The following is a 19,607-nucleotide window of genomic DNA, read 5'->3' as shown; positions in this document are numbered from 1 at the left end:
CAGGTTCGTGTGCGCTGCTCACCGTGTCCCTCGGTCCTCGCGTGCTGGTGCGTGGTCTGCGTGCTGTGCTGTCCTGCACTGCCCGGCACCCGGATCGTGACGGTGTGCCGGACGGGCCGGCCCGCGACGGTGGGGACTCCTGACCCGGAAAGTGCGTCCAGCGTGCCCGATCCGGACACGATCCGACAGGTCCGTGCCACGGGATCGGTTCAGACCATACCGAGGAGGCGGTCGACGCGGATCTCGATGACCACGCGCTCGGGGTTCGGCCGGGGCACGCGGAAGCGGGCGGCGTAGCGCTGCTCGGCGTCCCGCACGGACTCCGGGTCGTCCCGCACGACGGCGACGCCCTCGAGCGTCGACCAGCGCCGGCCGTCGGTCTGCGACACCGCGACGCGGGCGCCCTCCGGCCCGGCCCCGGCGACGTTGCGGGCCTTCTGCGAGCCGCCGCGGCAGATCACCCGGGCGAGGCCCTCCTCGACGTCGATCGTGACCCCGACCGGCACGACGTGCGGCGTCCCGTCCTTCCGCAGCGTGACCAGGGTGCCCAGGTGCCGCTCGGTCCAGAAGGCGCGGAAGTCCGCGGAGACGACGTCGGGGGCCAGGCGGGTGCGCAGGGGGCGTGCGGTCACGCCCGCATCATGCCTCGACGGGTGCCGCCCGCCGGCCGCCCCACCGGACCGCGCCCGCGCAGGCGATGACGACCAGCGCGATCGCGCCCGCGCCGACCGGGGTGAGGGCCTGCCCCAGCACCAGCGCCCCGGCGAGCGCCGCGACGGCCGGTGAGAGGCTCATCACCACGGCGAAGGTGTTCGCGGGGACGCTGCGCAACGCCAGCAGCTCGAGCGAGTAGGGCAGCAGCGAGGACAGCACCGCGACGGCCGCGCCCAGCGCCAGCGCGACCGGGTCGAGGAGCGCGGCCCCGGCCCCGGCGATCCCGAGCGGCAGGGCCAGGGCGGCGGACACGGCGAGACCGAGGGCCAGGCCGTCGAGCTTCGCGAAGGAGCGGCCCGCCCGCTGGGCCAGCACGATGTAGCCGGCCCACAACCCGCCCGCGAGCAGCGCGAACGCGACCCCGACGACGTCGAGCCCGGTGAAGCCGTCCTCACCCAGCAGGGCGACACCGGCCAGCGCGAGCACCGCCCACACGGCGCCGAGCAGGCCGCGCCCGGTGAGCACGGACAGCGCGAGCGGCCCGAGCACCTCCAGCGTCACGGCGGCGCCGAGCGGGATCCGCGCGATCGCCTCGTAGAAGCAGATGTTCATGCCGCCGAGCGCCAGCCCGTAGCCGAGGACGGTGAGCAGGTCGCCGCGCGTGCGTCCCCGAAGCCGCGGCCGGCACACCAGCAGCAGGACGAGCGCGGAGATGCCGAGCCGCAGCGCCACGGTGCCGTTCGCGCCCAGTCGGGCGAACAGCAGTGCCGCCACGGCCGCGCCGAACTGCATCGAGAACTCGCCGCCGACCACGAGCCCGATCGCCGTCCGGCCTCCGGGGCGGGTGGTGGGGCGGGCGGCGAGAACGGTCACCCGCTCGACGCTAGGAGCCGGATCCGCCGCCGGGAAATGCCGGTTCAGCGGTGGTTATGCTCCCGAGGCATGAGCGCGGACCTGCGGCACCTCCGGGCCTTCCTGGCCATCGCCGAGGCCGGGGCGATCACCCGCGCCGCGGCCCGGCTGCACATCGGCCAGCCCGCGCTGTCGCGCACGCTGCACCAGCTCGAGACCCATCTCGGGGTGCGGCTCGTGGAGCGGTCGACCCACCACCTCGCGCTGACCCCGGCCGGCCTGGCGTTCCGGGAGCGCGCCGAGCGGGCGGTCGAGGCCGTCGACGCGCTGCTCGACCCGGCCCGTGCCGCCGAGTGGCTGCGGGTCCCGCTGCGCCTCGGGCACGCCTGGTCGGCGCTGGGCGGCCGCACCCCGGAGCTGCTGCGCCGCTGGCGGGCCGAGCACCCCGACCTGCCGCTGGAGCTGGTACAGCTCGACACCCGCACCGCCGGGCTGGCCGACGGCCGGGTCGACGCCGCGGTGCTCCGCGGGCGGGTGCGCATCCCCGGCACGCGCGCGGCGCGGCTGCCGGACGAGACGCGGGTCGCGGCGGTGCCCGAGGGCGACGCGCTGGCCGCCCGCGCGTCGCTCACCCTGGCCGACCTCGTCGGCCGGACCGTGGCGGTCAACCGGGTCACCGGCACCACCACCGCGTCGCTCTGGCCGGCGGACTCCCGGCCCGAGATCTCCTGGGTGGCCACCACGGAGGACTGGCTGGTGCGGATCGCCTCCGGCGGGGGGGCCGTCGGCGTCACCCCGGCCGCGACCTCGCAGCTGCACCGCTTCCCGGGCGTGGCCTACGTGCCCCTGGCCGACGCCCCGCCCGTCCCGGTGTGGCTGGTCTGGACCGACCCGCCCACGCACCCGGCCGTGCCCCGGCTGGTGGAGCTCGTGCAGGAGGTCACGGGCGCCCCAGCGGGGTGACCGTCCCCGCGGAGCCGTTCACCAGGACCCGGTCGCCGGTGCGCAGCCGCGTGGTGGCGTCCCCGCAGCCGACGACGGCGGGGATGCCCAGCTCGCGGGCGACGATCGCGGCGTGCGAGAGCGGCGCCCCGACGTCCGTGACCACGGCCGTGACCAGGGGGAACAGCGGGGTCCAGCCGACGTTCGTCACGGTCGTCACGAGGATCTCGCCGGGGCGCAGCGCCGCCCCGTCGGCCACGTCGGCGAGCACACGCACGGTGCCCTCGACGACGCCGGGCGCCCCGCCGAACCCGGTGACCGCACCGTCCGCGGCCACAGGTGCGGGTGGGCGTCCCTCGACGAACAGGTCCGCCCGCCGGTGCGGGTCCGCGGCCCAGGCGAACGGGTCGAACGTCCCGCGGATCACGGCGGGATACGGCGGCAGGGCGTCGTAGGCCTCGAACACGGCGCGGTTCCGCGCGGCGCGGGCGACGGGCGTGTCGGCACCCGGCTCGAGGGCCCGCAGCAGCGCGTCGAGCTCGAGGAAGAACACGGCGTCGCCGAGCCCGGTCACCTCGCCCGCCCGCAGCGCCCACGCCCGGAGCACGCCGAACACCCGCACCACCTCCGACCGGGTGCGTTCGCGGCCGCCGGCGGCGCGGGTCCAGCGGTCGACGGCCCTCCGCGCGCCGCGCACCCGCCGCGGCTGCTCGCGGCGCAGCCGGTCCCAGGCCTCCTCACGGGCGACGCGCTGGCGTTCGAGCAGCTGGGCGGGGCCGGCGCCGGCGGCCCGCAGGCGCCCCAGCTCGCGCCGCACCCACTCCGGGTCCTCGGCCGGGCGCGGCGCGGACACCTCGAACTCGCGCGGGCCCCGGTGCCCCCACCGGCGCAGGTACTCCGCCTCGGACAGCTCCCCCGCCTCGACCCGGGCCAGCCCGACGACGGGGCCGAGACTCTCCAGCTCCCCGCCGGTCGCGAGGGCGGCGGCGTCGGCCGGCCCGAGCAGCCGCTCCAGCCGGGCGCGGGCGCCGAGCAGCGCGCGCGGGTCGCTGCGGCCGGCCACCTGCAGCATCGCGCTGGCGCGGACCAGGAGGGGCTGCAGCTCGGCGGTCCAGGCCGTCCGCAACCCCGCCGCGTCGAGCCCCGCGACCCGGGCCGCCAGCGCCGCGCAACGGGCCGGGTTGCCCTCGACGTAGGCGTCGACGTGCGGTTTCTCCCGGCGCACGGTCCGCAGCACCTCGCGCACCGCGGGCAGCAGGGCCCGTCGCGCCGCCCGGCGGTCGAGCGCGGCGCGCGGGACCCGGACCCCGGCCGGGGTCCGCCCGAAGGCGCTGCCGACCAGGCGCACGAACAGCCCGCGCGGGACGCCGACCAGGCCGGCCAGCGCCGACGCCGTCGACAGGTCCATGTAGGCGCGCCCGCCGATCCGGCCGTACGCGCGCAGCCCCGGCAGCGCCGAGGTCGGCATCGCGTGCGCGGTGAAGATCTCCAGGAAGGACCAGGTCAGCGGGGTGACGCTGCCGGGCACGGCCTCGCCGAGGTTGCCGTTGGTCCACAGGTGGTCGCGGCCGCGCGAGTCGTTCCACGGGTCGCGGACCGTGGTGATCGGGCGGGCCTGGAGCAGGGCGAACCGCCCGTCCGCCCACGCCCACTCGACGTCCGTCGGGCCGCCGTACAGGGCCGCGACGCGGCGGCCGAGGGCGACCAGCTCGGCCACGCGCGCGTCGTCGAGCACCGGGACGCGGCGCAGCTCCGCGGGCAGGGGCTCCTCGACCGTCCCGGCGTCGGTCCGCACGGTCCGCACGGCCTTGTCCGCGGTGCGGCGCTCGCGCACGGCACCGGTGGCGGCGTCGGCGACGACCGCGTCCGGCGTGACGAGCCCGCCCACGACCGCCTCCCCCAGGCCCCACGCGGCGTCGACCAGCATCCGGTCCTCGTCACCGGTCACCGGGTCGGCGGTGAACAGCACCCCGGCCGACTCGGCGGGGACGAGCTCCTGGACCACGACGGCGATCTCGGCGCCGTCGATCCCCGCGCGGTCGCGGTAGGCGACGGCCCGCTCGGCCCACAGTGACGCCCAGCAGCGGCGGACGGCATCGAGCACCCCGTCGGCGTCGCGGACGTCGAGCACGGTCTCCTGCTGGCCGGCGAACGACAGCCCGGGCAGGTCCTCGGCGGTCGCCGACGACCGGACCGCCACCGGTGGGCCACCGAGCGCGGCGTGGGCCGCCCGGACGGCGGCGGCGAGGTCCGCGGGCAGCGCGGCCGTGAAGTCCTCCGGACGGGGCCGCTCCGGCAGCCCGGCGGCGTAGCGGCGGTAGGCGGCCGTGGTGACGACGAAGCCCGGCGGCACCGGCAGCCCCGCCCGCACCGCACGGGCCAGCGAGGCCCCCTTGCCGCCGCCCGTCGCGAGGTCGGTCGCCCCGGGCGCGTCGAGCGGGAGGACGAGGTCCGCCATCCCGGGACCGTAGCGTCCTCCGTATTCCCGGACGACCGTTCAGCGTGAGTTACTTGGCAAAGGCAAGGTTTCGCCTTGCCACGGAGTCGGGGCTCGTGGTCACCTGATCAGGCACCCTCTCGTGGACGGAGACCCACACCTCGTGAGCGCCGATCTGGCCGAATCGCCCGCCTCCGCCGCAACCGCACCGCCCGCTCGCCCGACCGTGGCGATCCTGGTGCTCGCGTCCTGCGGTCTGCTGGTGTCCCTCATCCAGACGATGGTCGTGCCCCTGCTGCCGCAGTTCCCGCGGCTCATGTCGGTCTCCCCGTCGACGGCGGCGTGGCTGGTCACCGCCACCCTGGTCGCCGGCGCGGTGTCCGCCCCGGTGCTCGGCCGGCTCGGCGACATGTACGGCAAGCGGCGGATGCTGCTGGTCTCGATCGCGCTGATCCTGGCGGGCTCGGTCATCGGGGCCGCGGCGCCGAACATCGTGCTGCTGATCGTGGGCCGGGTGCTGCAGGGCGTGTCGTTCGGCGTCATCGCGCTCGGGATGAGCCTGATGCGGGACGTGCTGCCACCCGAGCGGGTCGGCAGCGGCGTCGCGCTGATGAGCTCCTCGCTGGGCGTCGGCGGCGCGATCGGGCTGCCCATCACCGGGCTCGTCGCGCAGTTCACCTCCTGGCGCTGGTTGTTCGCCGGCGCGGCCGTGGTCGCGGTGATCCAGCTGCTGCTCGTCTCGCGGCTGGTCCCCGAGTCGCGGGTGCGCACCGGCGGCCGGTTCGACGCCGTCGGCGCCGTCGGGATCGCCGCCGCCCTGGTCTGCCTGCTGCTCGGCATCTCGAAGGGCACGGAGTGGGGCTGGACGAGCCCGACCGTCCTCGGCCTGTTCGGCGCGGCCGCCGTGCTGCTCGCGGTCTGGGCGCGCTGGGAGCTGGGCCGCCGCGCCCCGCTCGTCGACCTGCGCGTCTCGGCCCGCCCCGCGGTGCTGATGACGAACGGTGCCACGGTGCTCATCGGCTTCTCGATGTTCGCGACCTTCATGCTCGCGACCCAGATCCTGCAGGCGCCCGTCGAGACCGGGTACGGCTTCGGGCTGTCGCTGCTGGTCGCCGGCGTGGTGCTGCTGCCGATCGGCGGGTCGATGGTCGTCTTCTCGTCCGCCTCGGCGATCATCTCCCGGATCCGCGGGCCGCGGACGACCCTGATCCTCGGCACCGCGCTGCTGGCGGTGGGCAACGTCGGGTTCGCCCTGCTGCCGTCGTCGGAGCTGCTGCTGATCGGCACCGCGACCATCGGCGCGATCGGGGCCACCCTCGCCTACTCCGCGCTGCCGCTGCTCATCATGCGGGCCGTCCCCGAGACCGAGACGGCCGCGGCGAACAGCCTGAACACGCTGATGCGCCAGTTGGGCACCTCGACCTGCACCGCGGTGGTCGCGGCCGTGAGCACCGCGCTCGTGATGGACGTGGGCGGCGAGACGCGGCCCGCCGGCACGGCCTACACCGTCGTCTTCCTGGCCGCGGCCGTCGCCGCGGTGCTGGCGATGGGCATCGCCGCGGCCACGCCGGCGCCCGAGGGCGTCACCGACCCGCGCGACGACCCCGCGCTGGCCAGCCGGGCCGCGGCCTGAGGCTCCCCGGGGTTTCTGGCGGCAACCCAGCCGCCCGGCTACCCTGGCGCGCATGACGTCCGCAGCGTCTGCACCGTCGCCCGGATCGGCCTGGACCGACTTCGACAGCGGCACCTGCTCCGTCGCCCGCACGGCGGCGCTGATCGGCGACGCCTGGACCGTGCTCGTGCTGCGGGACATGTTCAACGGCGTCCGCCGGTTCGACGACCTGGCCGCACACCTCGGCATCGCCCGCAACGTGCTGACCCGCCGGCTCGCCGGCCTCGTCGACGCGGGCCTGGTGGAGAAGGTGCCCTACCGCGAGCCGGGCCGCCGCGAGCGCCACGAGTACCGGCTGACGCCCGCCGGCAAGGACCTGCGCGTCGTCATGACGGCGCTGCGGGACTGGGGCGACCGGCACCTCGCCGGCGAGGCGGGGCAGCCCATGGTGATCCGGCACGCCGACTGCGGCGCCGAGGTCCACGCGGAGCTGCGCTGCGAGGCGGGGCACCTCATCGAGCCCCGCACCAAGCTCACCTCCGACCCGGGCCCCGGCGCCCGCCTCCGCTCGGCCTGAGGCGCAGTACGGCCCACAACGCGCCGACGACCCGCTCACGGACGCACGACGGCTCCACGGCGCGCCCGACACCGCGGCTTCGAGCGTGAAGCCCTCTTGGCACGGTCGACGGCCTGTACGGCGCCTCGACGGGTGTGCGCGCTCGAGAACGCCGGGGCCGACCGAGTGCTGCTGCCCGTACTGACCCCGTCCTGACAACATTCCCGCCTTGCCCGGCACACCCGTCGAGGCGCAGCACACCCAGTCGACAGGGTGTGCCGCGCTCGTCGCGGGTGTGAGGCGACGTCAGGGCGGGGTCTCCCGCGCCTGGGCAGGTGTGCGGCGTCCGTCTCCAACGCCCTCGGCCGAGCACACACCCTCAAGCCGAGCACACCTCGTCAAGCCGAGCGCGCTCCCTCAGCCACACACTCGTCTGCCGGCCGCCCTCACTCTCCCCGGGTGTCGCGGCGGAGCGGGTGTTCCGGGGGGATCTCCACGATCCCGATCTTCACGCCGTCGGGGTCGGTCAGCCACATCTCCTCGAGCCCCCAGGGCTCGCGGCGCGGCTCCCGGACGATGGTGGCGCCCCGGTCCGCCAGCTCCTTGTGCGCGGCCGCGATGTCCCGCACCTGCATCCAGAGCGCGACGCCGGTGCGTTCCGCGGCGGGCTCGGCGGCGTGTCCCGACACCTCCAGGAACCCGCCGCCGAGGAAGAACACGGTACCGCCGGGGAACTCCCGGTAGACGGCCAGCCCGAGCACGTCCCGGTAGAAGGCCGTGGTCACGTCCGGGTCGGCCGGGCGCAGCAGCACCCGTCCGGCGAGGATCTCCATCTCGGCGAGCCTACCCAGCGGAGGGCCGTTCGACGCGTGCCGCGGGCAGGCCGTCGGGTCCGGCCGGCGCGTCGGGGTCGATCCGGAGCGCGGTCATGATGCGCGCGAGGCCGAGATAATGGGCCGCGGTGAGTGCGAGCTCCACTATTTCCCGTTCCGAGAACTCGGCCGCGAGTGCCGCGTAGTTCTCGTCCGACACTTCGCCGTCGCGCACGAGCGCCGCGGTGAATTCCAGAGCCGCCCGGGTACCAGGGTCGAAAGTCCCCAACTCGCCCCGGTCGAGGGCCTCGATCTGCTCGGCGGTGCCGCCGGCGGCGAGCGCGATCGGCACGTGCTGCTCCCACTCGTAGCGCGCGGCGAGTCGTCCGACCTGGAGGATCACGAGCTCGCGCAGGAGCGGGTCGATCGCGAGGTCCGCGAGGATCGCGCCGCCGAACTTCAGCCACGGCCGGAAGGCCGTCTCGGCGTGCGCGAGCATGCGGAAGACGTGCAGCGGGGGCATCTTGCCGAGCGTCGAGGCGACGGCGGGAGGGGCGGTCTCGGGCGTCAGGTACGTGACACGGGCCATGCCGGTGGACCCTAGAACGGATCGGCACCCGGTGCCACAACCGAGGGATCGGTCCACACAGGACTGCGTCCACACCGGACGGTGTCACGTCCTTGATCTGCACCGATCCAGGCCCGCCCAAGCGAACCCACAGGTAGAACCATTGAGTAGAACTCGCGGGTAACATTTCCTCGGATACCCAACAATGGGATCAGCAGACGGGTGAAGAGCCAGGTCACGTTCCGATCTCCGGTCAATTCCCGCTACGGTTCCCTTACCGCCGAAGCACGAAACCATCCGGGTCGCCGCGCCGTCGTCCGCCGCGCCGACCTGTGTTTCCGCCTTGTTCGGCCCACGTTTCGATCAGCGTCGCCGCCTGGAGGCACCCGTATGAAGCCGTTCGTGGTCAACCGCCACGGCCGCCTCGTGTTCCCCGCGAACTTCTCGCCGGATCTCGATTTCTCGGTGGTGGACACGCTCGACGGCGCGGCCGCCGTCATCGGCCGGGACTTCGAGTCCAAGGCCCCCACCGGGACCGAGATCGCCGAGCGCGTGGCCCGCGGCGCGTACACCCGCCGGTACGACCTGCTGCGCGACCTCGGCCAGAACCTGTTCTGGGTCAACCGCTGGGCGCTCACCATGTACGAGAAGCGCCCCACCCGCTGGCGCGACCTGCCGCGCACCCGGGACGACGTGTTCCTGCCCGTCGTCACCCCGTGGGTCGACGGCGAGCGCAAGGCCGCCGCCGTCGTCGAGGCCTGGCAGGCGCTGCCCGAGGGCCGGTACCCGGAGGTCGAGGAGCGGCTGTTCGGCCTGCTCAACGACGTGTACGGCAACCGCAAGCACCACGCGACGGACCTCGAGCCCGTGAAGCCGACCGTCGCGGAGTTCCTCGCGGAGCCCGGCGCCCTGACCTTCGTCCTGCCCGACCTGGAGCCGGACTACCCGACCTTCTCCCCGACCGAGATCCTCGACGCCCACGAGGAGGCCCCCGAGCTGGAGGCCCTGTCCCGCTGGGCGATGGTGCTGCACAACCAGTACCCGTGGACCCGGTCGCGGACCGAGCTGCGCGAGGCGTCGGCGATCGGCGACGACGAGGTCGTCATCGCGTTCCACCCGCGCACCCGGGAGGTGGCGGCGTTCCTGGACCGGGTCCGCAACGGAGCGCCCGTCCGGACCCGCCCCTCCCGGCCCCCCGTCGCGCCCGTCGCGCCGGCCACGCCGCTCGAGCCGGTGAAGGTCGCCGAGACGTTCGCGGTCAGGCCGACGATCGAGTCGCTGGCGGTCGTGCGCGGCGAGCACGTCTGCGAGAACACGGACGTCGTGCGCAACACCAGCTTCTCCTGGTCGCCGATGAGCGCCGCGGAGATCACGGCGAAGACCGGGATCGAGCGGCGGCGCTACTCCGAGCACGACATCGGCGACCTCGCCCTCGCCGCGGCCGACGCCGCCCTCGCCCACTCCGGCCGCAAGCCGGAGGAGATCGGCGCGGTCCTCGTGGCGACCTGCACCAGCGACCGGCTCATCCCGTCGCTGGCCACCTGGCTCTCCGGCGAGCTCGGCCTCCTGCAGACCCACTGCTCGGCGGACATCGTGGCGGCCTGTGCGGGCCTGCCCTACGGCCTCGCCGAGGCGGTGCGCCAGCTGCAGGAGGTCGGGCGACCGGTGCTGCTGGTCTGTGTCGAGAAGTTCAGCGACAAGATCGGCGGGGTCCGCACCTCGCGCATGATCTTCGGGGACGGCGCGGCCGCCCTCGTCGTCGCGCCCGCGGCGGAGGGGTCCGCGGGCGACGTCGAGGTCCTGCAGACCTACGCGAGCGGTCCGCCCGCCCAGGTCAACTCGATCATCTGGCCGAACCCGGAGTTCGACAACGACATCACGGTCTACGGCCCCGAGGTGAAGGCGCTCGTCGCCCGCTACCTGGAGCAGATGATCGGCGAGCTCGACGCGCTGCCCGGCCCGGACGGCGGGAAGCTGCTCGACGCCATCGAGCTGATCGTGCCGCACCAGGCCAACCGCACGATGATCGTGCAGCTGGCGGAGAAGGCGGGGCTGAGCGCGGACCAGCTGTACTTCGACATCGGCGACATGGGCAACGTGTCCGCCGCGTCGATCCCGATCGCGCTGTTCGACGCCGTGCGCGACGGTGTCATCGACCGCCCGACGCGGGTCTTCGCGCCCGGTTTCGGGGCCGGCGCGGTGGGCGGCTACGCCGTCCTCACCGTCGACCCCGCCATCATGGCGCCGGAGGTCGTGCTGCCGCCCGCGGTGCGGGACCGGTCGACAACGGTGTTACCGCGGAATCCGGTCGTCGGAACCTCCGTGGAGGATGTTCGCGCGGCGTTCGGGGCGTAGCAGGATGGCCCTCGTGAGCAGCTTCTCCCGGATCGCGATCGTCAATCGTGGTGAGCCCGCCATGCGGCTCATCCACGCCGTACGCGAGTGGAACGCCGCGGGTGGATCCCCGCTGCGGACCGTCGCGCTGCACACCGCCGTGGACCGGCGCGCCATGTTCGTGCGCGAGGCCGACGAGGCCGTGCTCATCGGCCCGGACGACCCCGACCACCTCGGTCCGTCGCCCTACCTCGACTACGCGGAGCTGGAGCGTGCCCTGAAGGTGGCCCGCGCCGACGCCGTCTGGCCGGGCTGGGGCTTCGTCTCCGAGAAGGCGGAGTTCGCCGAGCTGTGCCGGGACCTCGGCATCACCTTCATCGGCCCGTCGCCGGAGGTCATGCGCGACCTCGGGGACAAGATCGCCGCGAAGAAGCTCGCCGAGCGTGTCGGCGTGCCGCTGGCGGCCTGGTCCGGCGGCCCGGTCGCCGACCTCGCCGAGGCACGGGAGAAGGCGGAGACGATCGGCTACCCGCTGATGGTCAAGGCCACCGCGGGCGGTGGCGGCCGCGGCATCCGCAAGGTCACCACGCCGGACGAGCTGGCCGAGGCCTTCGAGCGCGCCTCCTCCGAGGCGGGCAAGACCGCCGGCGACGCGACCGTGTTCCTCGAGCGCGCCATCAGCGGCGGCCGGCACGTCGAGGTGCAGGTCGTCGCCGACGCCACCGGCGACGTCTGGACCCTCGGCGTGCGCGACTGCTCCGTGCAGCGCCGCAACCAGAAGGTCATCGAGGAGTCCGCCTCCACCGCGCTCGACGCCGAGCAGGAGGAGCTGCTGCGTTCCTCCGCCGCCGAGCTGGCCCGCGCCGCCGGCTACGTCAACGCCGGCACCGTGGAGTTCCTCTACGAGCCCAAGGAGCGGCTGCTGTCGTTCCTCGAGGTCAACACCCGGCTGCAGGTCGAGCACCCGGTGACCGAGGCGTGCACCGGCGTCGACATCGTCAAGCTGCAGCTGCACGTCGCGGGCGGTGGCAAGCTCGCGGACATCGCGCCGGAGCCTCCGCGCGGCACCGGCTGGGCGATCGAGGCCCGCCTCACCGCCGAGGACCCGGAGCGCGGCTTCGCGCCCGCGCCCGGCGTCATCGAGCACCTCGCGCTGCCCGCCGGTCCCGGGATCCGGGTGGACACCGGCGTCGCGACCGGGGACGTCATCCCGCCGCAGTTCGACTCGATGATCGCCAAGATCATCGCCTGGGGCCGGGACCGCGAGGAGGCCCGCGCCCGGCTGCTGCGCGCGCTGCGCCAGACCGCCGCGGTCATCGACGGCGGCACCACCAACAAGGCCTTCCTGCTCGACCTGCTGCAGCGGCCCGAGCTGATCGCCGGGGACACCGACACGACCTGGCTCGACGGGCTGATGGCGCAGGGCTACACCCCGCCCCGCCGGCTCGACGTCGCGCTCCTCGCCACCGCCGTCGAGGCGCACGACGGGCACGTCGCCCGTCAGCAGGAGCGGCTGTTCACCGCCGCCGAGCGCGGCCGGCCCGAGGTCGGCGCCGAGACCTGGCACCAGACGGACGTCCGCGCGGGCGGCGAGTCCTACCGGCTGCGGGTCGCCCGCACCCGGGCGAACCGCTACCGCGTGGTGCTCGAGGTGCCCGGCGGAGCCCCACAGGCGGTGGACGTCGACGTCGAGCGCTCCGGGCGCTTCGAGCGCCGGCTCACCGTCGGCGGCACCACGTACTCGGTGCTGTCGGCACCGCAGGACACGGACTACCTCGTCGAGGTCGACGGCGCCGTGCACCGGATCTCCGGTGGCGAGGCCGGCATGGTCCGCGCGCCCGCCCCGGCCATGGTCGTGGCCGTCCCGGTGATCGCCGGGCAGGAGGTCGCCGAGGGCGACGTCGTCGCGATCGTCGAGTCGATGAAGCTGGAGACCGCGCTGCGGGCCCCGTTCGCGGGCACCGTCGCCGAGGTCCTGGTGCCGTCGAACACGCAGGTCGAGGGCGGCACGAAGCTGGTCCGGCTGGAGCCCGCGGCCGACGCCGCCGGCCCCGCCGCGGGCGGCGACCGCGCCGACTTCGCCGCGCTGCTCGGCACCGGTGCCGACGAGGACCCGGCCGCCACGGCCGCCGACGCCCTCACCGCGCTGCGCTGGCAGGTGCTCGGCTTCGACGTCGACGAGCGGCAGTCCCGCCCGCTGCTCGCCCGGCTCGACGCCGCGCGCGCCGCGCTGCCCGGTGACGACCCGGCCGTGCTCGCCGGCGAGACCGCCGTGCTGCGGATCTTCACCGACCTGTCGGCGCTGTCCCGCAACCGCCGCGAGTCCGACGAGCCCACCGACGGCAACGGCAACGGCGAGTCGGGCCGCAACCCGCAGGAGTACCTGCACGCCTACCTGCGCTCCCGGGACGTCGAGCAGGAGCAGCTGCCGGAGTCCTTCCGCGCCAAGCTGCGCCGCGCGCTCGCGCACTACGGCGTGGAGCTGGAGGGTTCCGGCACCCAGCTCGAGCCCGCGCTGTACTGGATGTTCCTGGCGCACCGCCGCGCCACCGCGCACGAGCCGGTGATCCTCAACCTGCTGCAGTGGCGGCTGGCGCACCCCGAGTCCCTGGCGGGGCTGCCGGCGGCCACCCGCGAGGAGTACCTGCGCACGCTCGACGCCCTGGTCCTGGCCACCCAGCTGCGGCACCCCGTCGTCGGCGACCTGGCCCGCCAGGTCCGCTACCACTGCTTCGACGCCCCGGCGGTCGAGGCGGAGCGCGACCGCGTGCACCGCGAGGTCCGCACGCAGCTCGACGAGCTGGCCGAGCAGCCGGACGCCGCCGACCGGGCGGAGCGGATCGAGGCGCTGGTCGCCTCGTCCGAGCCGATCCTCGGGGTCTTCGGCAGCCGGCACAACGCCGCCCTGCTCGAGGTCATGACCCGGCGCTACTACCGGATCCGGCCGCTGCAGGACCTGAAGGTCAGCGAGAGCCTCGGGCTGCCGGTGCTCACCGCGTCGTACACGCACCGGGGCAACGACCGCACTGTCCTCGCCACGGTGATCGACAACAACGACCCGCGGCGCGCCCTGGCCGCCGCGAACCAGATGCGGCGGCTGGTCGAGGAGCTGCCCGAGGGCCGCACGGCGCTGGTGGACCTGTACGTCACCTCCACCCACGCCGACGACCGGGGCGACCCCGACGCCCGTGCCGACCGGGTGCGGGCCGCGATCGGCGCCGTGCCGACCGGGCGGGTCGCCCGAGTCGCGGTGGCCGTGCGCCCCAACCCGTCCGAGACGCCCGACGCCCTTGCCGACCCGAGCCCGGTGTGGTTCACCTTCCGCCCGGAGCCCGACGGCACGCTCGTCGAGGACCGCACGCTGCGCGGCCTCCACCCGCTCGTCGCGGAGCGGCTCGGGCTGTGGCGGCTCGGCAACTTCGACCTGCGCCGGCTGCCCGCCGAGCCGGACGTGCACCTGTTCCACGCCACCGGCAAGAACGTGCGCGAGGACCAGCGCCTGCTGGCCCTGTCCGACGTCCGGCGGCTCACCGTGCTGCGGGACGACGCCGGCGTCATCCGGTCGCTGCCCGAGCTGGAGCGGGCGATCGACGCCTGCCTCGACAGCCTGCGCAGCGCGCGGAGCCGGGACCCGAAGCTGGCCAAGCTGGGCTGGAACCGGATCCTGCTGCACGTCTGGCCGGTCGTCGACATCCCGTTCGAGGAGCTCGACACGGTGGTCCGACGGCTCGCCGCCCGCACCGGGTCGCTGGGCCTGGAGCAGGTGCTGGTGCAGTTCCGCGCAGACCGCCCGGGCGAGGCCGGGCCGAACGAGGAGAGCCCGCACGAGTACCTGCTGCGGCTGTCCCGGCCGCCGGGCGCGGGCCTCACCGTCCGGCTCGACGAGCCGCCGACGGGCCTCATGCGCGAGCTCGACGCCTACGCCCAGAACGTGATCAAGGCGCAGCGCCGCGGGGCGGTCTACCCGTACGAGATCATCCCGATGCTGACCGGGCCCGAGGGCCGGTTCGTCGAGTACGACCTGGTCGAGGGCTCGGGGGTCGACCCGGAGGCCGAGCCGGTCGAGCGCGAGCCCGGCCGCAACACGGCCAACATCGTGCTCGGCACGGTCACCATGCCCACGGCGAAGCAGCCCGAGGGCATGACGCGGGTGGTGCTGCTCGGCGACCCGACGCGGGGGCTGGGCGCGCTGGCCGAGCCCGAGTGCGCGCGGGTGTGCGCGGCGATCCGGCTCGCCCGCGAGCTGGACGTGCCGCTCGAGTGGTTCGCGGTGTCGTCGGGCGCCAAGATCGCCATGGACTCCGGCACGGAGAACATGGACTGGATCTCGCGTGCGCTGCGGGCGATCATCGAGTTCACCCAGGAGGGCGGCGAGGTCAACGTCGTCGTCACGGGGATCAACGTCGGCGCCCAGCCCTACTGGAACGCCGAGGCCACGATGCTCACGCACACCAAGGGCATCCTGGTCATGACGCCGGACAGCGCGATGGTGCTCACCGGCAAGCAGAGCCTGGACTACTCCGGCGGCGTCTCGGCCGAGGACAACTTCGGCATCGGCGGCTACGACCGCATCATGGGCCCGAACGGGCAGGCCCAGTATTGGGCGCCGGACCTGGCCGGGGCCGTCGACGTCCTGTTCCGGCACTACGAGCACACCTACCGGGTGCCCGGCGAGCGGTTCCCGCGGCCGGCCCCGACCAACGACCCGGTGCAGCGCGACGTCACGACCGCGCCGCACGAGGGCGGGGAGTTCACCACGCTCGGCGAGATCTTCTCGCCCGAGACCAACCCGGGGCGCAAGAAGCCCTTCGACATCCGCTCCGTGATGCGCGGCGTGGCCGACCTGGACCACGCCCCGCTCGAGCGGTGGGCGGACATGCACGACGCGGACTCCGTCGTCGTGTTCGACGCCCACCTGGGCGGCCAGCCCGTGTCCCTGCTCGGCATCGAGTCGAAGCCGATCCCGCGGCGGGGCGTGCTGCCCGTCGACGGGCCCGAGCAGTTCACCGCGGGCACGCTGTTCCCGCGCTCGTCGAAGAAGACGGCGCGGGCGATCAACGCGGCGAGCGGCAACCGGCCGCTGGTGGTGCTGGCGAACCTCTCCGGGTTCGACGGCTCGCCGGAGTCCCTGCGCTCGCTGCAGCTGGAGTACGGCGCGGAGATCGGCCGGGCGATCGTCAACTTCGACGGCCCGATCGTGTTCTGCGTGGTCTCCCGCTACCACGGAGGGGCGTTCGTGGTCTTCTCCGCGACGCTCAACGACCACATGGAGGTCGCGGCCGTCGAGGGCTCGTACGCCTCCGTGCTGGGCGGTGCGCCGGCCGCCGCCGTGGTGTTCGCCGGCGAGGTCCGCAAGCGGACCGCCGCCGACGAGCGGGTCACGGCCCTCGAGGCGCGCATCGCCGCCGCCGTCGAGGCCGGGTCCGACGCCGAGGCCTCCCGGCTGCGCGCCGAGCTCGCCTCGGTCCGGGCCGCCGTCCGCTCGGAGAAGCTCGGCGCCGTCGCCGAGGAGTTCGACAGCACCCACTCGATCCAGCGGGCCCAGCGCGTCGGGTCCGTCCACAAGATCGTCGATCCGCACCAGCTCCGGCCGTACCTCGTCGACGCCGTCCGCCGGGGCATCGCACGCACCCTCGAGGAACTGGAGACCTGATCATGACCTCCGCCCCCGCTCCGCTCGCGACCGACACCCACCCCGAGCCCCGCGTCGCCCTCGTCACCGGTGGCGCCCGCGGGATCGGGGCGGCGATCACGACCACCCTGGCCCGCGCCGGGGTGCACGTGGCCGCCGGCTACAGCTCCAACTCCAAGGCCGCCAACGACCTGGCCGAGAAGCTGCGCGCCGAGGGCTGCTCGGTCTCGGTCCACCAGGGCAACGTCGGTTCCCCGGAGGACTGCCAGCGCTACGCCGACGAGGTGCTCGCGGCCCACGGGAAGATCGACTACCTGGTCAACAACGCGGGGATCACCGTCGACAAGACGGTGCGGCGGATGACCGTCGAGGACTGGCACGCGGTGCTGCGGATCAACCTCTCCGGCGCCTTCTACATGACCAAGGCCGTGCTGGACCACATGTCCGGCAACGGCTTCGGCCGGATCGTCAACATCAGCTCGGTGATCGGCGAGTCCGGCGCCGTGGGCCAGGCGAACTACGCGGCGTCGAAGTCCGGCCTGTTCGGGTTCAGCAAGAGCCTGGCGCAGGAGGTGGCGCGCAAGGGGATCACGGTCAACTGCGTGGCCCCGGGCTACATCGAGACCGAGATGGTGGCCGCGGTCCCGGAGAAGGTGCTGGAGAAGCTGCTCGAGAACGTCCCGGTCGGGCGGCTGGGCCAGGCGCACGAGATCGCCCGCGCCGTCCAGTTCCTCCTCGACGACGACGCCGGCTACATCACCGGCAGCGTGGTCGCCGTCAACGGCGGGCTGGACATGTAACCACCTGCTCAGGCGAACGGCGCTCTCGCTCAGTCCTGGTGAGCGAGAGCGCCGTTCGCTCATGTGCGGCGGCAGAGGTTCTTGGCGGCGAGGATGCGCTCGACCGCGCGGTCGTTGTCGGCGGCGGCGATCTTCCCGGAGTCGAGGGCCTGCTGGAGGGTGTCGAGGATCGGGGCGACCGGCTCGACGTTCGACGACAGCGCCACGTCCGCGCCCGCGGCCAGCGCCGTCAGGCTTGCCTGCGGCAGCGTGAACCGGTTGCTGACGGCCTTCATCGCGCCGAGGTCGTCCGTCATGACCATGCCGTCGAACCGGTACTCGTCGCGCAGCAGCGTGTACGTCGCCGGGGTGAGCGAGGAGGGCAGGTCGTCCGTGAGGCCCGGGACGTCGAGGTGCCCGACCATCACGCCGACGCGGTCGTGGTCCAGCTTCGCCAGCAGGTCGGTGTACGGCTTCAGGTCCGCCTGCCGCAGCTGGTCGAGCGGCGGCACGGAGACGCGGCCCTGGTGCGAGTCGCCGCTGGAGTGCCCGTGCCCGGGGAAGTGCTTGAGCACGCCGTAGACGCCGGCCTGCCGCAGCCCCTCCTCGAACGCGCCGGCGTAGCGGGTGACCACCGCGGGGTCGTTCGAGAAGGAGCGGTCGCCGATCACCGAGTTGGCCGACTGGTCGCTGACGTCGACGTCCGGCGCCAGGTCCCAGGTCACGCCGCGCGCCGCCAGCTGCCGGCCGCGTTCCTCGGCGAGGGCGCGGACCTGCTCGGGGGTCTTCCTGGCCATCGCGCGGGCGCTGGGCAGCTCGCCGTCGAGGTCGTCGATGCGCTGGACGCGGCCGCCCTCGTCGTCGACGGCCACGGCGACCGGGAGGTTCCCCGCCTCCTGCACGGCGTCGAGCGCCTTGTTCTGCAGCAGGGCGTTCGCGTTGCCGCCCAGGAAGATCCCGCCGACGTGCGAGTCCCGGACGATCTTCGCGGCGCCGGCGGGGTCGGCGGCCTCGACGCCGACCATCAGCCGTTGGGCCAGGCGGTCGCGCGGGCTGAGCGCCTGGACCATGGCGACGCAGGTGGGACGCGGGTCGGCCGGCTCCGGCGCGGCCTGCGGGGCGGGCGCGGCCTGCTGCTGAGGCGTCTGCTCGGCGCGGGCGGAGAGCGCGACGTCCGGCGCCGCCCCGGTGATCACGCCGATCCCCGCCAGGAGCGCACCCACCACGAGACCGGCGCTGAGGACCGAGACCGCCCGCCGGCGCCGACGCGGCGGGCGCGGCCGCTCGGGGGCTTCGGGCGCCAGGTCTCCGGGAGGGAAGCTCTCGATCCGCATCGCACCCCAGTGTCCCTGCCACGCCGGGCCGTCCCGCACACCCCCGCCCCGCGCGTCGCGACACGGCTCAGGCGAGCGGGGGGACCTGCTCCCCCACCGGCGGCGGCTCGGGCGGGGTGCCGTCGCCGAAGGGGCGCCCGCCCAGCTCCTCGCGGTGGTGGGGGGTGAGCCAGCCGGAGAGGTCCGGGCCGGCCGGCACGATGCCCGTCGGGTTGATCTCCTCGTGGACCCCGTAGTAGTGCTGCTTGATCTGGGTGAAGTCGATCGTGTCGCCGAAGCCCGGGGTCTGGAACAGGTCCCGCGCGTAGGCCCACAGCACCGGCATCTCGGTGAGCTTCTGCCGGTTGCACTTGAAGTGGCCGTGGTAGGCGGCGTCGAAGCGGACGAGCGTGACCCAGAGCCGCACGTCCGCCTCGGTGATCGTGTCGCCGACGAGGTAGCGCTGGTCCGTGAGCCGGCCGGAGAGCTCGTCGAGCCGGTCGAACAGCGCCGTGTACGCCCGCTCGTAGGCCTCCTGCCCCTTGGCGAACCCGGACTTGTACACGCCGTTGTTGACGTCGTGGAAGATCTGCTCGGAGATCTCCTCGATCTCGTCGCGGTACTTGTCCGGGAACAGGTCCGGCGCGCCCGGGCGGTGGTAGGCCGACCACTGGGTGGCGAAGTCGAACTCGAGCGCCTTGTAGTCGTTGGTCACGACCTTCCCGCCGGCCACCTCGACGACCGCCGGCACGGTCACGCCCTTGTCGTAGCCCGGCACCGCCTTCTCGTAGGCCTCGCGCAGGTACTCGATCCCGAGCACCGGGTCCTTGTCGTCGGGGTCGAGGTGGAAACGCCAGCTCCGGTCGTCGTGCAGCGGGCCGGCGATGCCCAGCGAGATCACCGGCTCCAGGCCGTGCAGGCGGCGCGAGATGATCGCGCGGTTCGCCCACGGGCAGGCCCGCGCCCCGACCAGGCGGTAGCGGTCCGGCTCGACGGGCCACGGCGACGACCCGTCCGAGGTGATCCGCTCCTGCACCCCGAGCGGCTCCCGCACGAACTCGTCCGTGCTCGACTGGGCGGCGCCTGCGATGTCGGCCATACCTGGAATCTAGGTCC

At 74.3% G+C, this 19,607-nt stretch carries 13 protein-coding genes; 6 read left to right on the top strand and 7 right to left on the bottom strand.

All coding sequences use genetic code 11. The annotated features are described in order from the left end of the window. Positions 1-209: 209 nt before the first annotated feature. Together ACQP04_RS08365 and ACQP04_RS08360 are read right to left on the bottom strand one after the other, a co-directional pair. Positions 210-632, bottom strand: a complete 423-nt coding sequence (locus tag ACQP04_RS08365) for a TIGR03618 family F420-dependent PPOX class oxidoreductase (protein WP_433506483.1) — start codon at positions 630-632, stop codon at positions 210-212. A 7-nt stretch (positions 633-639) separates the two neighbouring features. Then, complete coding sequence (locus ACQP04_RS08360) at positions 640-1,527, bottom strand: EamA family transporter (protein WP_433506482.1); 888 nt, start codon at positions 1,525-1,527, stop codon at positions 640-642. Positions 1,528-1,596: 69 nt separating this feature from the next. On the opposite strand from ACQP04_RS08360, the gene ACQP04_RS08355 reads away from it, so the two are divergent. After that, on the top strand, positions 1,597-2,469 hold the full coding sequence (locus ACQP04_RS08355) for a LysR family transcriptional regulator (RefSeq protein ID WP_433506481.1): 873 nt from the start codon (positions 1,597-1,599) through the stop codon (positions 2,467-2,469). Here the strand turns inward: ACQP04_RS08355 and ACQP04_RS08350 are convergent. Next, a complete protein-coding gene (locus ACQP04_RS08350; protein WP_433506480.1) occupies positions 2,447-4,906 on the bottom strand; it encodes a PEP/pyruvate-binding domain-containing protein in 2,460 nt (819 codons plus the stop codon). The two genes, ACQP04_RS08355 and ACQP04_RS08350, sit on opposite strands and share 23 nt — an antisense overlap. A gap of 142 nt (positions 4,907-5,048) precedes the next feature. Between ACQP04_RS08350 and ACQP04_RS08345 the strand changes: the two genes are divergently transcribed. Together ACQP04_RS08345 and ACQP04_RS08340 are read left to right on the top strand one after the other, a co-directional pair. Continuing rightward, the gene (locus ACQP04_RS08345; RefSeq protein ID WP_433506479.1) at positions 5,049-6,518 is read left to right on the top strand and encodes an MFS transporter; all 1,470 of its coding nucleotides are present in this window, start codon (positions 5,049-5,051) and stop codon (positions 6,516-6,518) included. Positions 6,519-6,570: 52 nt separating this feature from the next. After that, positions 6,571-7,074, top strand: coding sequence for a winged helix-turn-helix transcriptional regulator (locus ACQP04_RS08340; protein WP_433506478.1), 504 nt, complete (start codon positions 6,571-6,573; stop codon positions 7,072-7,074). Positions 7,075-7,499: 425 nt separating this feature from the next. Here ACQP04_RS08340 and ACQP04_RS08335 read toward each other — a convergent pair whose 3' ends face one another. Then, a complete protein-coding gene (locus ACQP04_RS08335) occupies positions 7,500-7,886 on the bottom strand; it encodes a VOC family protein (protein WP_433506477.1) in 387 nt (128 codons plus the stop codon). Between the two features lie 10 nt (positions 7,887-7,896). After that, the gene (locus tag ACQP04_RS08330; protein WP_433506476.1) at positions 7,897-8,454 is read right to left on the bottom strand and encodes a carboxymuconolactone decarboxylase family protein; all 558 of its coding nucleotides are present in this window, start codon (positions 8,452-8,454) and stop codon (positions 7,897-7,899) included. A gap of 369 nt (positions 8,455-8,823) precedes the next feature. Between ACQP04_RS08330 and ACQP04_RS08325 the strand changes: the two genes are divergently transcribed. From ACQP04_RS08325 to ACQP04_RS08315, 3 genes are read left to right on the top strand one after another with little or no spacing between them, the layout of a single operon-like run. Then, the gene (locus ACQP04_RS08325) at positions 8,824-10,788 is read left to right on the top strand and encodes a 3-oxoacyl-[acyl-carrier-protein] synthase III C-terminal domain-containing protein (protein ID WP_433506475.1); all 1,965 of its coding nucleotides are present in this window, start codon (positions 8,824-8,826) and stop codon (positions 10,786-10,788) included. A gap of 13 nt (positions 10,789-10,801) precedes the next feature. Continuing rightward, positions 10,802-16,420 carry a biotin carboxylase N-terminal domain-containing protein gene (locus ACQP04_RS08320; protein ID WP_433506474.1) on the top strand — a complete coding sequence of 1,873 codons (5,619 nt, stop codon included), beginning with the start codon at positions 10,802-10,804 and terminating at the stop codon, positions 16,418-16,420. A 2-nt stretch (positions 16,421-16,422) separates the two neighbouring features. Then, positions 16,423-17,199 (top strand): beta-ketoacyl-ACP reductase, encoded by a 777-nt coding sequence (locus ACQP04_RS08315; RefSeq protein ID WP_433506473.1) that lies wholly within the window; start codon positions 16,423-16,425, stop codon positions 17,197-17,199. A 59-nt stretch (positions 17,200-17,258) separates the two neighbouring features. Here ACQP04_RS08315 and ACQP04_RS08310 read toward each other — a convergent pair whose 3' ends face one another. Together ACQP04_RS08310 and ACQP04_RS08305 are read right to left on the bottom strand one after the other, a co-directional pair. Continuing rightward, entirely contained in the window at positions 17,259-18,512 is a 1,254-nt protein-coding gene (locus ACQP04_RS08310; RefSeq protein ID WP_433506472.1) for a glycoside hydrolase family 3 N-terminal domain-containing protein, read from the bottom strand. A gap of 67 nt (positions 18,513-18,579) precedes the next feature. After that, a complete protein-coding gene (locus tag ACQP04_RS08305; RefSeq protein WP_433506471.1) occupies positions 18,580-19,590 on the bottom strand; it encodes a glutathione S-transferase family protein in 1,011 nt (336 codons plus the stop codon). Between the last annotated feature and the right edge of the window lie 17 nt (positions 19,591-19,607).

The sequence above is a fragment of the Pseudonocardia halophobica genome (genome assembly GCF_050948485.1).
GTDB lineage: Bacteria > Actinomycetota > Actinomycetes > Mycobacteriales > Pseudonocardiaceae > Pseudonocardia > Pseudonocardia halophobica.
The sequence above is the reverse complement of the archived record's forward strand: the minus strand, read 5'-3'. Positions and strand labels throughout refer to the sequence as shown.

Excerpts from the sequence above, each read along its gene's own strand:
- ACQP04_RS08355 (WP_433506481.1), top strand. The coding sequence starts at position 1,597 with ATGAGCGCGGACCTGCGGCACCTCCGGGCCTTCCTGGCCATCGCCGAG.
- ACQP04_RS08350 (WP_433506480.1), bottom strand. The coding sequence starts at position 4,906 with ATGGCGGACCTCGTCCTCCCGCTCGACGCGCCCGGGGCGACCGACCTC.
- ACQP04_RS08340 (WP_433506478.1), top strand. The coding sequence starts at position 6,571 with ATGACGTCCGCAGCGTCTGCACCGTCGCCCGGATCGGCCTGGACCGAC.
- ACQP04_RS08335 (WP_433506477.1), bottom strand. The coding sequence starts at position 7,886 with ATGGAGATCCTCGCCGGACGGGTGCTGCTGCGCCCGGCCGACCCGGAC.
- ACQP04_RS08330 (WP_433506476.1), bottom strand. The coding sequence starts at position 8,454 with ATGGCCCGTGTCACGTACCTGACGCCCGAGACCGCCCCTCCCGCCGTC.
- ACQP04_RS08325 (WP_433506475.1), top strand. The coding sequence starts at position 8,824 with ATGAAGCCGTTCGTGGTCAACCGCCACGGCCGCCTCGTGTTCCCCGCG.
- ACQP04_RS08315 (WP_433506473.1), top strand. The coding sequence starts at position 16,423 with ATGACCTCCGCCCCCGCTCCGCTCGCGACCGACACCCACCCCGAGCCC.
- ACQP04_RS08310 (WP_433506472.1), bottom strand. The coding sequence starts at position 18,512 with ATGCGGATCGAGAGCTTCCCTCCCGGAGACCTGGCGCCCGAAGCCCCC.
- ACQP04_RS08305 (WP_433506471.1), bottom strand. The coding sequence starts at position 19,590 with ATGGCCGACATCGCAGGCGCCGCCCAGTCGAGCACGGACGAGTTCGTG.